Origin of the sequence: Membranihabitans marinus, from assembly GCF_019802045.1 — a bacterium.
GTDB lineage: Bacteria > Bacteroidota > Bacteroidia > Chitinophagales > Saprospiraceae > Membranihabitans > Membranihabitans marinus_A.
The window spans coordinates 499,864-515,376 of record NZ_JAHVHU010000002.1; the positions used below are offsets into that span (position 1 = coordinate 499,864).

12 protein-coding genes are annotated in these 15,513 nt (G+C 41.6%); all 12 read left to right on the forward strand.

The window, feature by feature from the left end; all coding sequences use genetic code 11:
• Positions 1-5 precede the first annotated feature (5 nt).
• The 12 genes from KUV50_RS02215 to KUV50_RS02270 all read left to right on the forward strand — a co-directional run bounded on the left by KUV50_RS02215 (position 6) and on the right by KUV50_RS02270 (position 15,350).
• Complete coding sequence (locus KUV50_RS02215; RefSeq protein WP_222578445.1) at positions 6-1,181, forward strand: DUF5000 domain-containing lipoprotein; 1,176 nt, start codon at positions 6-8, stop codon at positions 1,179-1,181.
• Positions 1,182-1,231: 50 nt separating this feature from the next.
• Positions 1,232-1,906: a DUF4998 domain-containing protein gene (locus tag KUV50_RS02220; protein WP_222578446.1), complete on the forward strand. Its 675-nt coding sequence runs from the start codon at positions 1,232-1,234 to the stop codon at positions 1,904-1,906.
• A gap of 3 nt (positions 1,907-1,909) precedes the next feature.
• Positions 1,910-3,115 carry a sialidase family protein gene (locus tag KUV50_RS02225; RefSeq protein WP_222578447.1) on the forward strand — a complete coding sequence of 402 codons (1,206 nt, stop codon included), beginning with the start codon at positions 1,910-1,912 and terminating at the stop codon, positions 3,113-3,115.
• A 23-nt stretch (positions 3,116-3,138) separates the two neighbouring features.
• Positions 3,139-5,937 carry an FG-GAP repeat domain-containing protein gene (locus tag KUV50_RS02230; RefSeq protein WP_222578448.1) on the forward strand — a complete coding sequence of 933 codons (2,799 nt, stop codon included), beginning with the start codon at positions 3,139-3,141 and terminating at the stop codon, positions 5,935-5,937.
• 160 nt (positions 5,938-6,097) lie between these two features.
• Positions 6,098-7,234, forward strand: a complete 1,137-nt coding sequence (locus tag KUV50_RS02235) for a sialidase family protein (RefSeq protein ID WP_222578449.1) — start codon at positions 6,098-6,100, stop codon at positions 7,232-7,234.
• A 129-nt stretch (positions 7,235-7,363) separates the two neighbouring features.
• Positions 7,364-7,861 carry a hypothetical protein gene (locus KUV50_RS02240; RefSeq protein WP_222578450.1) on the forward strand — a complete coding sequence of 166 codons (498 nt, stop codon included), beginning with the start codon at positions 7,364-7,366 and terminating at the stop codon, positions 7,859-7,861.
• Between the two features lie 14 nt (positions 7,862-7,875).
• The gene (locus tag KUV50_RS02245) at positions 7,876-9,039 is read left to right on the forward strand and encodes a sialidase family protein (protein ID WP_222578451.1); all 1,164 of its coding nucleotides are present in this window, start codon (positions 7,876-7,878) and stop codon (positions 9,037-9,039) included.
• A gap of 1 nt (position 9,040) precedes the next feature.
• Positions 9,041-9,817, forward strand: a complete 777-nt coding sequence (locus KUV50_RS02250) for an SGNH/GDSL hydrolase family protein (protein ID WP_222578452.1) — start codon at positions 9,041-9,043, stop codon at positions 9,815-9,817.
• Positions 9,818-9,846: 29 nt separating this feature from the next.
• The gene (locus KUV50_RS02255) at positions 9,847-11,130 is read left to right on the forward strand and encodes a sialidase family protein (RefSeq protein WP_222578453.1); all 1,284 of its coding nucleotides are present in this window, start codon (positions 9,847-9,849) and stop codon (positions 11,128-11,130) included.
• 4 nt (positions 11,131-11,134) lie between these two features.
• Positions 11,135-12,292 carry a sialidase family protein gene (locus tag KUV50_RS02260; protein WP_222578454.1) on the forward strand — a complete coding sequence of 386 codons (1,158 nt, stop codon included), beginning with the start codon at positions 11,135-11,137 and terminating at the stop codon, positions 12,290-12,292.
• 30 nt (positions 12,293-12,322) lie between these two features.
• Entirely contained in the window at positions 12,323-13,207 is an 885-nt protein-coding gene (locus KUV50_RS02265) for a hypothetical protein (RefSeq protein ID WP_222578455.1), read from the forward strand.
• 34 nt (positions 13,208-13,241) lie between these two features.
• On the forward strand, positions 13,242-15,350 hold the full coding sequence (locus KUV50_RS02270) for an exo-alpha-sialidase (RefSeq protein WP_222578456.1): 2,109 nt from the start codon (positions 13,242-13,244) through the stop codon (positions 15,348-15,350).
• The last annotated feature ends 163 nt before the right edge of the window (positions 15,351-15,513 follow it).

A 15,513-nucleotide genomic window follows, 5' to 3' on the forward strand; every position in this document is an offset into this window, starting at 1 on the left:
TGCGAATGAAACTGTTCATTTATAGCTCAATCTTTTGTCTGACTGTACTGGCTTCGTGTGAAATGGAAGAGAGGGGACAATATCCGATCGATAATCATCCTCCAGGTCAGGTTAGTGACGTTCAGGTAGAGAATCTTCCTGGTGGAGCGATCATTCAATACTCTATACCAGAAGACGAGGACCTCTTATATGTGAAGGCTGTTTATGACAGAAAGGATGGTGAGATTGTAGAGCAAAAGGCTTCTGCCTATGCTAATAGTCTTAAGATTGAGGGGGTTGGTAAGTCGAGAGAAATAGAAGTACAACTAATTTCTGGCGATCGCAGTCAAAATGAATCTGAGCCTGTAAAAGTGATTGCGAAGCCAACGGATGCTCCTATTTTTAATATCCTTGATTCTATACAAATTACCAGTGATTTTGGAGGAATTCGATTGAGTTGGAAAAATGATACGGAAGCAGATATTGTTATTACTGTATCTACGATTGATGAATTGGGAGAATGGGCAGATGTAGAAAGCTTTTATACCAAAATTAAAAATGGATCTGGGGCGGTTCGAGGGTTTGAAAGTCAAGAGCGTTTATTTGGCATTACTGTTAGAGATCGATGGGGTAATGTGACAGACACTTTGAAAAATTCCTATACCCCTTTGTACGAGGAAAGAATTGATCCGGAAGCTGGTTTTAGACGATGGAACCCTCCAGGAATTGATTATAGTCATTATGCGGATGCCTACTCGATTGAGAAATTGTGGGATAACAATCCGAGTACTTTTTATCTCGTCCGAGCACCCGGAATCCCATATTCATTAACATTTGATATGGGACAGACTGTAAAATTTAGTAGGATAAAACAATATCAGAGATTACATACTCCTACCTATGCTTATACTGGGCAAAATGTCGAATCTTTTGAATTATGGGGAGCCGAGAGTGATCAAGGGTTGAATGAAGATCTATCATCTGGTTGGGTAAAATTAGGTGCATTCAGTATCGATAAACCATCTGGATTGCCCTTGGGTGAATTGACAGATGAAGACATCTCAGTTGCACAGTCCGGTCATGATTTCAATATCGATCCGGATGCTCCCGCTGTAAGGTATATAAGATATGTAATTACTAAAAACTGGTCGAGTAGTAATATTAATTCAATCGCAGAATTACAGTTCTGGGGAAGTAGATAACGTTTTTTGAGTATGAGCCACTTAAATTTAATTAAAGGAAAAAGAATAATATGAAATATGTGATTATAAGTATCTCTGTGCTTTCATTTCTCTTTTCATCGTGTACAAAAATGAATGATCTACATGATGTTTACCTAAAAAGAGGCGAGAAAATTTATGTAGGGAAATTAGATTCAGCATATATCTTTCCTGGAAAAGAACGGGTAAAACTACGTTTTTGGCCATCGGATCCTCGCGCTACAAAAATGGTGATTTACTGGCAAAGCCGTAGCGATTCTATGTTAGTGGATATCACTCCTGAGATAGTAGGAGATTCAAGTGACGTAATTATAAAGTCTTTGCCTGAATACGATCATATATTTGAGGTAGTTACTATGAATAATGACTTTAGTAATAGGTCTATCCCCTATACAGTAACTGGATCAGTCTATGGCGAGCGATATCAAAGCATTACAGCGAATAGAGTTATTAATGAAATATTTCAAGATACGTTATCAGAAAGTTGGGTGATTAAATGGCTCGGAAAAGTTGAGACAGGGATTGGTTCTGAGATAATATATAATACAGTTGACGGAGAGCAAATGAAAGTTTATACACCAATGAGTGAGAATGTTACAATGCTTGAGAATTTAAAATCTGATTTGAGATACCGGACTTTGTTTTTGCCTGAGACTGATGCTATTGATACTTTTTATACTGGATTCACTGAAGTACCACTTCAATAAGCTATGATTTTAAAATACCTAAATCCGATTAACTTTTCGAGAAAATGGTCTTTGTTCATTGCAGTTATTTTTTTTGCTATAAAATACACCACTGCTCAAAGTGATTTTCCGATCTCCTCAAGGTGGGATTATCCTTGCCAGTTAAATGAGCATTTAGAACCAAACAACCAAATGCCAGTAGGGCCTTTTGCTCGCCTGAGTGAAAGTGAACTTGTTTGTGCCTCATCATCTTCTGGAAAGGAAATTTTGATTAGTGAGGATAATGGTAAATCATGGAAGTCTCATCAGGTGTTCAGTGATCCTGGTAAATATACCATCAGTGCGAAAGCTATTCAATGTACCAATGATGGAATTGTTGTCCTGGCATTTTCAAATATACTTGAAAAAAAGTGGAATTGGTCAGATTCGCTTGGAGATGCTCCAGGTGCTGTTCTCCCTACATATGTCGTTAGAAGTCTTGATAGAGGCAGAACATGGGAAGAACCAGTTAAACTGCATGATGAATGGACTGGATATATTACAGATATGATCATAACATCTGATGGAGTTATTGTTTTTACATCTATGATCATGCGTCACAATCCCGGCCGACACACTGTATTGACCTATATGAGTGAAGATGACGGAGCTACTTGGCATCGAAGTAATGTGTTGGACATGGGCGGTGCTGGTCACCATGGTGGTTTGACAGAACCCACATTGGTAGAACAGAATGATGGTCGATTGATGATGTTAATACGGACTAATTGGATGGAATTCTGGTGGGCAGAATCAAAGGATAACGGACGGTCATGGCATTTGATGGGACCAAGTGGTATTCCTGCAAGCCCGTCACACGGACAGATGGAAAGATTGGCAAGTGGTCGTATTATTCTTGTGTGGAACCAACCTTTTCCCAAAGGAGAATCTTCTTATCCAATGGTGGGTGGTGATCGAATATGGTCCGCTGTTCCAGTGAGTAACTTTAGAGGGGAACTTTCTATGGCTTTTAGTGAGGATGATGGTAAGTCCTGGTCCGAGCCAGTAGTAATTGCATCAACAGCTACAGAGGGCTTTAGAAAAACGGGAGCAGGGGGCACTGGTAAGTATATGCCCGTTAAAGAAGTTTGTTACCCCTATGTTTTTGAGTTTGCACCTGGAGAGATTTGGGTTACAACAGCAAGAGGTCCTGTTAGAGCAAAGTTGTATGAAAAGGATTTTGTGGATTAAGTAGCTTTAATACTGATTTTAAAATGAAGATAGTTAGCATTTTGGTATGTGTATGTTGGGGATTGCTATGCATCCCCTATTTTTGTTTTAGCCAGACCTGGACTGACGTTACCTTTGGAGACTTTTCAAAAGGGGTAATTAGTGCATCGGGGCAAAACATTTATATAAGTCAGAAAGGGGAAATCAAAACCATTCGACGTTATGATGTGAATCAGGATGGTTGGATAGATTTGCTATTTAATAATACCCATGACCAGGAGAATTATGTGGACGCCACCCTTGTGACTTTCGAACCTTCCGGCCATACATTGATTTCCAAACTTCCTGTACAAGGGAGTATCGCAGCAGAAGCCGCAGATTTGAATAAAGATGGTTATCCAGATATCGTTTTTTGTCCTAATAAAAGTGGTATACAAAACCCTCGTCGCTTTCTGAAAATTTATTGGGGAGGAAAAGGTGGGTGGAGCGAATCCAGAAGTGGAGTTTTACCAGTCAATGGTGTTATATCCGTACAAATAGCTGACATAAACAATGATTCATGGCCTGACATTCTCACTTTAAATTCAGCAGCATGGTTGCCAGGTCAACCGGAAGGCCAAATTCTTAGGGTGTACTGGGGAGGAGAAAATAGTTATCATCTGGACCAATACTCTGATATTGGCTTAATTGGTGCACATCAGATCGTTGCAGAAGATTTCAATGGCGACGGATTGACGGATATATGTTATTCCAATAACAAAGGAGAAATTCATTGGCTAGATGGGAAAGAATTAAAAAATATAGGTTCACAGACTTATCCTAAAATCCTTTCACCTGATATTAACCGATTAGTTATATTGGAAGGAGTTCCGTTGGATTTAGTAGTCAGGAAAAAGAACGATGAGGCCCAACTATATGTGTTGGGTGACCAGAATGAAATACTGAAGCTCTATTATACTCGAGAGAATGAATGGAAGCAAACAACTGTAGCGGAAGGAATACAAGGAACTAGGCTAAGCATTGGCGATGTTGACCTGGATGGTCAGGAAGATATCCTGGTGATTAATTATGCGATCAGAAAAGCGGCGGGTGGTGAAATGGTGGGTGCTGATGGAAGCAAAAATGACGGGTTGACCATATTGTGGGGTGCGGATGAGAATTGGTTTATTGAACAGACTAGGATAGAAATTCCCAATGCCATTTCTGCACAGACAAGTGATCTCAATGGAGATGGGATTCCTGATATTGCAGTGGCTGTTTATCAGGGTGAGGATACGTATTTGGCACATTCTAAAATTTTATTCGGGCAGGGAAATAGATTATTTAAAGATTCAGAGATCAACATTCCAACACAAGGCGCTCACGATGTGTGCATTGTAAATCATCCCTTATTTGGTAATAATACTGTTGTCTTTAGCAACAGTATGGGGGGGACCTTATATGAGAATGTCCCCTTATATCTTTATTTGGGAGGGGAATCTGGGTTTAATGAAGAAAATAGGATTGAAATTCCTTTTACCAGTGGATACGAAGGCACTGCAGCCGATGTGGACGATGATGGGTTTGTGGATGTTTTGGCAGTTAATTCCATGCATGGTGGAGGCTTTAATGACCCGCTAGGGGGGATTAATATTTTTAAAGGAAGTGAAAATGGTTTTGATTTTATTGGTGAAAGAGAAGTTTTACCTGAAGTCAATGCTTCCACCAGCAATGTAGCTGACCTCAATAAGGATGGTTATCTTGACATAATCATAGGCCTCTTTGATCAACAAGATAAGACAGAAACTGAATTGGTGATCTATTATGGAGGACCAACTGGTTATTTAAAGGAAAATCGACAGGCGATTCCTTCTTCTGGTCGGTCATCCAGTCCTATGGTGGCTGATTTCGATAATGACGGCTGGCTGGATATAGCGGTAAGCTCATATAGCGAAAATAAACTTCGGATTTTCAAAGGTTCGGAAAATGGCTTTAAGGAGGATCACCAACATGTTATCCCCATGCAATCAGTCATTGATTTGGAGGTAGCTGATCTAAATGCAGATGGGTATCTTGATATCATTGCCTGTCATTATATGGATCGTGCAAATGGACATCACGATGCAGGTATGACCATTCTTTGGGGAAGTGAAACTGGATTCGAAAACTGGAATTCCCAGTGGCTCCCCAGTTATACCCCATTAGGTCCTGTTGTAGCCGATTTTGATCAGGATGGTTATTTGGACATTTTTGCTCCGGCGTATCATGGTGACATATCGCGGGAGAATTTGCCCATGTATTTATTTTGGGGTGGAAAAGATGGCTTTGTTGCTGATCGACGGACTACCTTTATTGGAAATTCCGGTACGGATGCATTAGCTGCTGATTTTGATAAGGACGGAAAATTAGACCTGGCAATAGCTCAGCACACGGTGCATGGCTCCCATGCAAAAGCACGATCAGAAATTTACTTCAACGATGGGAATAGATTTAAGAGTAATCATGTCCGGATAGAAAATATGGCTAGTCCGGGTGTTCATTGGATGTGGAATAAGGATATGGGGAATATTTATGATCGATCCTGGTCAGAATCATACACTTCAAAAATATTTACCTGGAAAGATTCCAAAACTCATCTTAAACTTAAATATGTAGCCCAAGAAACCAGAGGAGCTCATGTCGATCTGTTATTCAGGACTGCAAAAAAGAAAGAAGATATAAGAGAGGCAGCCTGGAAAAATTACACTTCCAATAAAGTGTCTATTCCTAAGGATGACCGGAAAATGCAGTATAAAGTAATTTTTAACTCACCCAATGGTGACTGGTATCCTTCACTAAAATCTATTACTATTGAAATTGACTGAAATGAAAATAAATAAACAAAACATTAAACGTCGAACTTTTCTGAAAAGGTCACAAAATTTGGTTTTAGGGACAGCATTAATTCCCGGTAGCACCATGACCTTAATGGGGCAAAGCTGTTCAAAAAGAGGGGCTGTCATCATGGAACAAGCATCTAAATCTATGCCGGAAATAATAGACAAAGAGGTCGTCTTTATCGATCAAACTTCAAGTTTTCGACCTATTCCATCGGACCCGAATTTTCGGACGGGTTCAAACATTCCATCTTTACCTCGTACGGTTGAAGTTCCGTTTCCATGGGAAGAGGAAAAGCTAATCAGTAATAATCAGGGCTACATCACCGGTAATGTTTTTGTCGATCCGGATAGTCGTTTTATATTGCAGTTAATGTTATCAACGCCGGGTACACCAGATACATCCAGTGGTTCCCCTCAATACAAAACCTGGTATCGGGTGTCTACAGATGGGGGACGCACATTTTCAAAACCTGCGTTGGTTGTAATCGAGGGAAATACGCTGGAAAATCCTATTGACGGCGTTGAAATCGGACGGAATGGCTACAATGTCAATTTTACCACGCCCATTATCAAGAGTTCTTCAGGGAAAATCATCGTGCCGGTTAATTTGCACCCATGGGATGAGGAAAAACAAAAAATATACAACCCGGCCGATGCCTATATATTTCAGGATGCCGGAGCGCTTGTTGGAGAATGGGACCATCAATCAAAGGATTTTAATTGGCGATTTGGCGGGTGGCTTCGAATAGATCACCATGTTTCTACCAGAGGGCTATCAGAGCCTTCGATCGTTGAATTGTCAGAAGGTCGATTTGTGATGATCTCCCGCGGATCCAACCTCAAAAAACCTGATCTTCCCGCTCATGCTTGGGTCTCTTTTTCAGATGATGATTGTATGACATGGTCCAAACCTCGGCCCTTTAGTTATTCGGACGGAACGAGTTTTCATGTGCCGGCTTCCTGTTCTACAATATTTCGATCCCGAGTTAATAATAAGTTGTACTGGATAGGTAATTTGGTGGAGGGTAATCCTGATGGGAATTTTCCCCGGTTCCCGATAGTTATCGGAGAGGTCAATGAGAAACCGTTTGGAATTATTAAGGATACCGTACTCCAGCTCGATACCCGGCATTCAGAAAAAGAGGGCGAAAAAATCCAGCTGTCCAATTTCAATATTTTGGAGCATTCCCATAATGGTGAAATCATTATAACACTGACTCGACGTGAAGGAAGAAAAGTGGCCAAAGGCCTGTCCTGGTATCGAATTGCTTTAGCCACATGAATAAGATTAGGTGATTTCTATGGATTTGAGATTTTTCTCAGATCATGAAATTAGAGAATTTTTCTCTGTTTTACTTAATGTGTAAATTCTTCCAACTTCTAATTTTTTTTTACTTAAAATCACTTTGATATGAAATTTCATCCCTATGCCCGGCGATACTGTCTGAAATGGGGGATGAGTGCTCTGACGCCTGTATTGCTGCCTGGTATAGTAGGGAGAATAAGACGAGGAGCTTTATTGAAATGGAATACAGGACCCCAACCTCAATACCTGGATAATGGCCGGGCCTTCATGTGCAATCCGGCGATTTATACTTCAGTCCGGGTCTGGATTAAAAACCAAACGATTATTGTCGATGAGCAATCAGGAAAGGAAGTGGTCTATTACCAGGGAGGTTCTTGTAGAATTGAGAGTAGGTTTGGTGAGAAAGATCTGTTTTCTGAAAATGATGGGGAAACCTGGAGTCAACCGGTTGTGATTGCAACGGCAACGGATACGAGTAAAACAAAAACATTATCGTACCCACGAGTTTTTGAAGCAAATCCCGGAGAGATATGGATTACAACTACTTATGCAGGTTTCGCCGGTTATCTCAGTGTTCGATTGCATGAGAAGGATTTTAATTAAAAAAATAACTAGAGATGAAAAATTGGAGCGTATTTATAGCTAGAATGGGCGTTTGCCTGATCTTATGCAGTTTTGTCTTTAAGAGCGCAGCGCAAAATGTTAATGGCGTCGAAGGGAAAGTAACCACTACTGGTGCCTGGATTCCCAATGAGGTTGAAGAATTGGAGGGAATGAAGATGGGGCCTTTTGTACAGCTTGATAATGGACAAATTCTGACAATAGAAGACAAGAAGTGCTTAATTAGTGATGATAATGGGAAATCATGGATGGAGTATGATGTGTTTGATACCCACCAGAACGTCAAAATTTCCAATGAAAGAGCCCTCTTAAAAACCAAAAGTGGTGTGATAATTTTGGCTTTCATGAATCTTGAAGAAAGGAAGAACTGGAATTGGAATCCCGCTATATCTGATTCTCCCGGTGCGATATTACCAACTTATACGATCCGTAGCCTGGATGGCGGAAAGACCTGGCAGGATCTGCAGAAATTGCATAACGAATGGGCCGGAGCAGTCCGGGATATGATTGAAACCCGAAGTGGTAATGTTATATTCACGTCGATGATGATGCGACATAATCCCGGACATCATACGGTACTTACCTATACATCACGAGACGATGGGAAGTCTTGGGAACGCAGCAATATTATTGATCTGGGAGGCGCAGGCCACCATAGTGGAGTAACCGAATCTACGATTGAGCAATTGGGAGACGGAAGGATTTGGCAGTTGATGCGGACGAATTGGGGAACATTTTGGGAAGCTTTTTCTGAGGACGAGGGGCTCACCTGGAAGGATATTCAACCCACGAACATCGATGCCAGTTCCGCACCTGGTCTACTAAAAAGATTGGAAAGTGGACGACTGGTTTTGATTTGGAATCGACAATACCCTGAAGGGAAAGATTATTATCCATTACGAGGAGGAGATAATCAATGGTCTGAAGTTCGAGCCAGTAATCACCGGGAAGAATTGTCCATTGCTTTTTCTGAAGATGATGGTGTCACCTGGAGTAAGCCTCGAATAATAGCAAAATCATACAGCGTGCAGAACGAAGACACTGGCAAAACTTGGCTGTCGTATCCCTATTGTCTGGAAATGAAAACCGGTGAATTATGGGTTACGACAATGCAAGGTAACCTTAGGATTCGATTGTTTGAAAAGGACTTTAAAAGATAAGATGAAAATCTACAACCATATCGTCTTTCCCTTTGCATTCTTATTGTTTTCATTGGCTGGAGTAATGGGCGCCACTTCTGTTTCATATAAGACTGATTTGGATTTTTTGTGGTTGCCGTCTTGGGATTCCTCCGATACCCTGACTATTGTTGCATTTGGAAATTCAATCACGGCAGAACGGTCTACTATTAAACAGGTTTTTGCACAAAGACTACCCCAATTGTTAAACAACCACGGAATAGAGTCCCATGTCACAAATTCAGGGATCCCGGGTAGTCATACCGGCAGTGTCAAAGACAACAACTTATTTAAGATAAGACATGGCCGGGATCGGTTTGAAACAGATGTTTTATCATACCATCCCGATCTTGTAATAATCGGTTTTGGAACCAATGACTCATACATCGATAACAAGATAAAAAAGGGAGAACCCCGGATTCCTATAAAAAACTATAAAGAGAATTTAGAATTCTTTATTACGCAATTAAAATCAAATGGTTCAGAAGTCATATTGATAGCACCAAATATATTAGGAGATAAATTTCCCGATTTTCAAAATAAGTGGTTGTTGAGATACGTGAAAACAGTAAGGAAATTGGCGAAAAAACATAAAACGGGTCTGGTTGATAATTATAAACTTTTTATAGAGTATGAGAAAAACTCTGGATCGAGCTTTGATGACCTTATGCTCGATGGATGCCATCCCAATGATAAGGGGCATGAACTCATTGCGAATCACTTAGTGGCGGAAATTTTAAAGGTGCTGTGTACAAAATAATTTAGCAATGCAAAACAAAAAAGCAAAGCATGAAGCGTAAGGTACTGGAAAGCAGTCGCAGGAATTTTGTGAAGGGAGTTTCAACACTGATAGTTACTTCAAAATTCGGATTGAATCAATTCAGAATAAACAAATTATTTTCTCCTATGACTCATGATGGATTGAAAGTGATCGATAAAGAAGTTGTGTTTGTCGGAGATCAAGTGGATGGTTTTTATCGGCCGGTGTCTTCCGAATTTATTTTTAGTCAATTTCCTGAAATCCCGGAGGTGCCCGAGTCTATTCCTGTTCACTTTCCTTGGAAAGTAGAAACTTCTGCCACCTTTCCAGAAAGGTCACTCAATGGTTTTGGAGCATTGAACGAAGGAATCTATTCAGAAGGTCCGAATATACTTCAAATCATTGCTACCACACCAGGAAAGCCTGATACCAAAGGCGGATCGCCATCCTATAAAAATTGGTATAGAGTTTCAAATGATAGTGGCAAGACCTTCTCTGATTTCCGATTGATCGTATTGGAAGGGAATTCTGAGAATAATCCGATTGACGGCGTGGAAATTGGTAGAAACGGGTACACGATACCCTTCACATCAGTCATTTTCAGAAGTCATCAGGGTGAATTGATGGTTCCTATTCATCTCCACCCCTGGGATGAAAAGAAGAAAGAAATTTATAACCCCGCGAATGCCTACTTATTTGGAGATTCTGGGGTGCTTATAGGGAAGTGGGCACCGGATTTTAAGGATGTGGCATGGAAGTTTGGCAATTGGTTGAGAATTGATCATCAATTATCTACCAGAGGATTATTTGAACCTTCAGTCGCAGAATTGAAAACCGATGGAAGGTTTGCAATGGTCATGAGAGGGTCCAATCATACTCAAGCTGATCTACCCGGTTACACCTGGTTGTCCTTCTCCAATGATCAATGCAGGACCTGGTCCGACCCGGTTCCTTTTACATATTCTAATGGAAAGAATTTTTATACCCCAGCTTCATGTTCGACCCTTTTTCGGTCTGAAAAAACCGGCACTTTATATTGGATAGGCAATGTCCTTCCTGAAAATTCAAACGGGAATAATCCACGCAACCCATTGGTAATCGGCCGGGTGGATGAACATAACTTTGGTCTTATCAAGGAGTCGATTGTTGGAATTGATTTCCGACATAAAGAATCAGAGTCTGAAAATGTTGAGCTTTCCAACTATAAAATTATGGAACATGCGGATTTGGATGAAATACTAATTGCATTAACCCGAAGAGAAAAGGGGAAGTGGGCACAGGCTCCTTCCTGGTATCGAATAGAACTAAGTTAAGCATATGAATAACCTTCAAGCAATTTTTGAAAATATTATTTTGTTTTGTGCACTGATTTTATGTTTTTCTATTAGTGTTGCAACACTTGATGCCCAGTCGTCAGGACCTGTTGTAACACTACAACTAAATCCTGGCGATAATAATCCCCGAAATAGTGAAGGTGATTTTGTGACCTTGAAAGACGGCAGCATCCTGTTCATATATTCACATTTTGTGGGAGACGCACCCAGCGATTTTGGTAACTCACACCTCGCATCCCGACGGTCCTATGACAACGGAAACACTTGGACGGATTTAGATGAAATCGTAGTGGAGAACGAAGGAGCCATGAATGTGATGTCTGTTTGCTTGTTGCGATTGCAGAATGGTCAGATTGCATTGTTTTATGCCCGAAAGAATTCTATTCATGATTGTATCCCCTATATGCGGATATCAGAAGATGAAGGTCTTACCTGGAGTGATCCTGTAAAATGCATTACGGATCGTCCGGGGTATTTTGTGTTGAATAACAGCCGCGTAATACAACTGGAGAATGGGCGTCTTCTTATGCCGGTGGCTCTTCATGAATCTGAAGAAGTCAAGGGTGGAGCCTTGGAATTACAGTTCAATAACTATGGGAAATTGTTTTGTTATTACTCGGATAATAACGGACTCACATGGAAAAGGAAGGGTAGGATCGACGTACCTCAGGGTGTTATGGCCCAAGAGCCTGGCCTGATTGAATTGAAAGATGGTCGTGTTATGATGTACATCAGAACCAATTCGGGGGTACAATACGCTTCTTATTCAAAAAACAAAGGGAAGAAATGGTCAGAGGCGATCCCCACTAATATTCCGTCACCGCTTTCTCCGGCTACCATCGTACGTATTCCTGCAACGCAAGATCTCCTGCTGGTATGGAACAACAACGGCGTAAAGAAAAGTGCCTATGGAGGGAAAAGGACGCCCCTCAATCTGGCTGTTTCTAAGGACGAAGGCACAACGTGGGATCTTATAAAAACCATTCATAGTGATCCCGATGGATGGTATTGCTACACAGCGGTCCATTTATTAAACGACAAAGAGTTTTTATTAAGTTATTGTGCCGGAAATCGACCGGCCGGAACCGGGTTGTCCATTACAAATATTACGAAGGTGAATTTGGATTGGGTGTATAAATAGAATGAAAACTATTATATTATGAGCAAATCTATGATTAAGTTACATGCTACTGCAGAAGAGAAAGAGCAAATCGACACAAGGCGCCAATTTTTAAAATTGGGAATGGGTGCTTTCACGCCAGTGCTGCTTTCCGGTATCTTCAGTACAAAACAAAACAGTTTATCCGAAAAATCAAGCAATAAATTGAAATATCAATGCCTGGATTATGGTCGGTCCTTCATATGCAATACCGCAGCTTTTAATTCAGTCCGGATGTGGATTGAAAGCCGAACGATTGTGGTCGATGAGCAATCAGGAAAAGAAGTGGTCTATTACCAGGGAGGTTCTTGTAAAAGTGAGAATACGTTTGGAGAGAAGGACTTATTTTACGAAGACAATTACGACTTTTTACCCATATTCGGTGATGGCAAAGTGTTGGTTTTTCGACGCCATTCCAATGTCAGAAAAGATAAAAATTATAGAAGCATCAAAAAAATGGTAGATATGTGGGGTGCGGATCCCAACATCGTACTACCCAAGCCAAAATCCATCACAGAATTGAAAACCTGGAAAGATATAGAAAAAGCGACAGCAGCGGGCACCCCCATCGTCACGCAAACGGAGATTTGGAATGAGGAAACAGGATTGAGGGCCATTATTGAATGTCCCTGTAAAACCATGAATATCAGCCATCCAAAGAAAATGTACCAGATAGATACCGGACCGGTGGCGCTTCCCGATCTTTCTCAAAGATATCCGGAGATGATGGAAGGCCTACGATTGGCCTACCTGGCGTTTAATACGGATAGTTTTACGGATTTTGTGGTCGAAGTACCGACGCCGATACAGAATGAATTCAAGAATGGGGCCCACGTTTATCACTACTCAGAGCACATATCTGTAACAGCTAAAAACAAATTATTTGTCGTCTTATAGTTCCACTATGCATCAATTAACACATATCCTCTCCATGATAAAAATAAAACGTTCTGTTCTGTTTTCGATTGCGATCGCCTGGGCCATTCAACTACCTATGACATGGGCCCAAAAACACCCGTCAGAGATGTCTATGCACGATTTATTATCCTCTGCAGAAAACCCTCGCAATTCCGAGGGCGATTTTATCCCGTTAAAAGATGGTCGTATTCTTTTTGCCTATACCCGTTTTATGTCCTCCTCCAGTGACCATGCGCCGGCACAAATCATGGGCAGATTCTCCAATGACGGAGGTAAAAGCTGGACCGCTGAAGATGTGCTGATTGTGGACCGTGAAGGCGATCAGAATGTGATGTCGGTGTCCTTTCTTCGATTACAAAATGGCGATATCGCTTTGTTTTATGCCCGAAAAAATTCATTGAGTGATCTCATACCCATGATGCGGGTTTCTAAAAATGAGGCTCAGACCTGGAGTGGTCCCCAACCGGTGATCACAGATCAGAATGGTTATTTTGTACTGAACAACGACCGGGTCATCCAGTTGGAAAGCGGCCGATTACTGGTGCCGGTTTCCTTGCATAAAACCCCCAATTCTGAATGGAGCCACCGGGGTGAGATCCGGTGTTATTACTCTGATGATAATGGTGCATCCTGGAACCGTGGACAAGTTCTCCCCGCACCGGAAGATGTGATTACGCAGGAACCCGGCGTAGTGGAGCTCAAAGACGGTCGGGTTCGCATGATTATTCGGGCCAATCACGGCGTGCAGTACACATCTTTTTCATCTGATGGTGGAATAACCTGGAGTCTGGCGGAGCCTTCCAATATTCCATCGCCGATCGCACCGGCGTCGCTCGAACGATTAAAGCGTACCGGGGACCTGATTCTGGTGTGGAACAATAACGGAAAGTCCGGACCCGGTTATTTTAAGTCGAAAAGAACCCCACTGACCATGGCTATATCCCGAGATGATGGGAATACCTGGGAGTTTATGAAAAATGTGGAAGGAAGTATTCACGCCTCCTACGCCTATACGGCAATTCAGGAAGTGGATGACTATGTATTGTTTGGGTATTATATAAAGCACGATGAGAAGCCGGGGTACGATTTGCGTATCAAACGAATACCTATTGAAAACGTATATCGGGAACTAAAACCTGATCCGGTACTCGTCGTGGCGAATAAGCATTCGAACACATTGTCCTACGTGGATCCCATGGCGATGGAAGTCATGGAAACCATATCGGTGGGAAACAATCCCCACGAGATCACCATCACTCCGGATCAGCGCTTTGCCTATCTGAGCAGCTATGAGGCACCGGGAAATTTTATCTATGTGGTCGACTTGATGAAACGGCAACAGATTGATTCCATTTTTACAGGGGTGGTAGGACGGATCCATGGTGCTGCGATGGGGCCGGAAGGCAAATACGCTTATTTTACTGCGGGCCAATCGGGGCAGATCGTAGAGGTGGAAACCAAAACAAACACCATCTCTCGAATCATTCCCAGCCATGGGAAGATATCACATATGGTGTATGTGTCTCCCGATGGAAAACATCTCTTGACGGCGAATATAGTTTCCGAGGATATTTCCGTGATTGAGCGGGAAAGTGGAAAATTAGAGAAGATCATCCCAGCTGGAAAAGGGGTGGAAGGCATGGCTTTTACGCCCGATGGAAAATTTCTTTGGGCCTTGAATCAGACTGGAGGAAGTATATTGATTATTGACTGGGATCGGCGTGAAGCCATGGATCAATTTGAATGCAAAGGAATGCCGGTTCGAATCAAGTTTACAGATGATGGTAAAAAGGCCCTGGTTGCGAATTGGACGGAGGAGGGTACGCTGACGATCATTGATGTGAAATCAAGAAAAGAGATTAAACGAATCCCGGTGGGTGATTATGCTATTGGTGTGGAGATCTCCCAGGATGGGAAGTATGCTTTTGTAGGTTGCGAGGATTCCGTTGATGTTAAAGTGTTATCGGGCGGATCTGAAACGAGGAAAGGAAATAAGGAAGATTCGGATGGCGTACATGTGGTGGACCTGGAAAAAATGGAAGTGGTCAAAATTATTAAAACAGGATTGGGTCCCGATCCAATGATAATGTGGGTTCCACCAAAATATATTGAGGGAAAATAAGAAGGTGAATATTTATCAAGAAATCATCTCGTTTTTGAATGTCGCTTGTGGCGGGCTGCCCTGGAAAAACGTGGGGGTGTGGGGGACTACTTGGATACTATAATTGGTGTAGGTATAATAGTTCATATATGGTGACAAATTAATGAATATAAAATTGGATTTA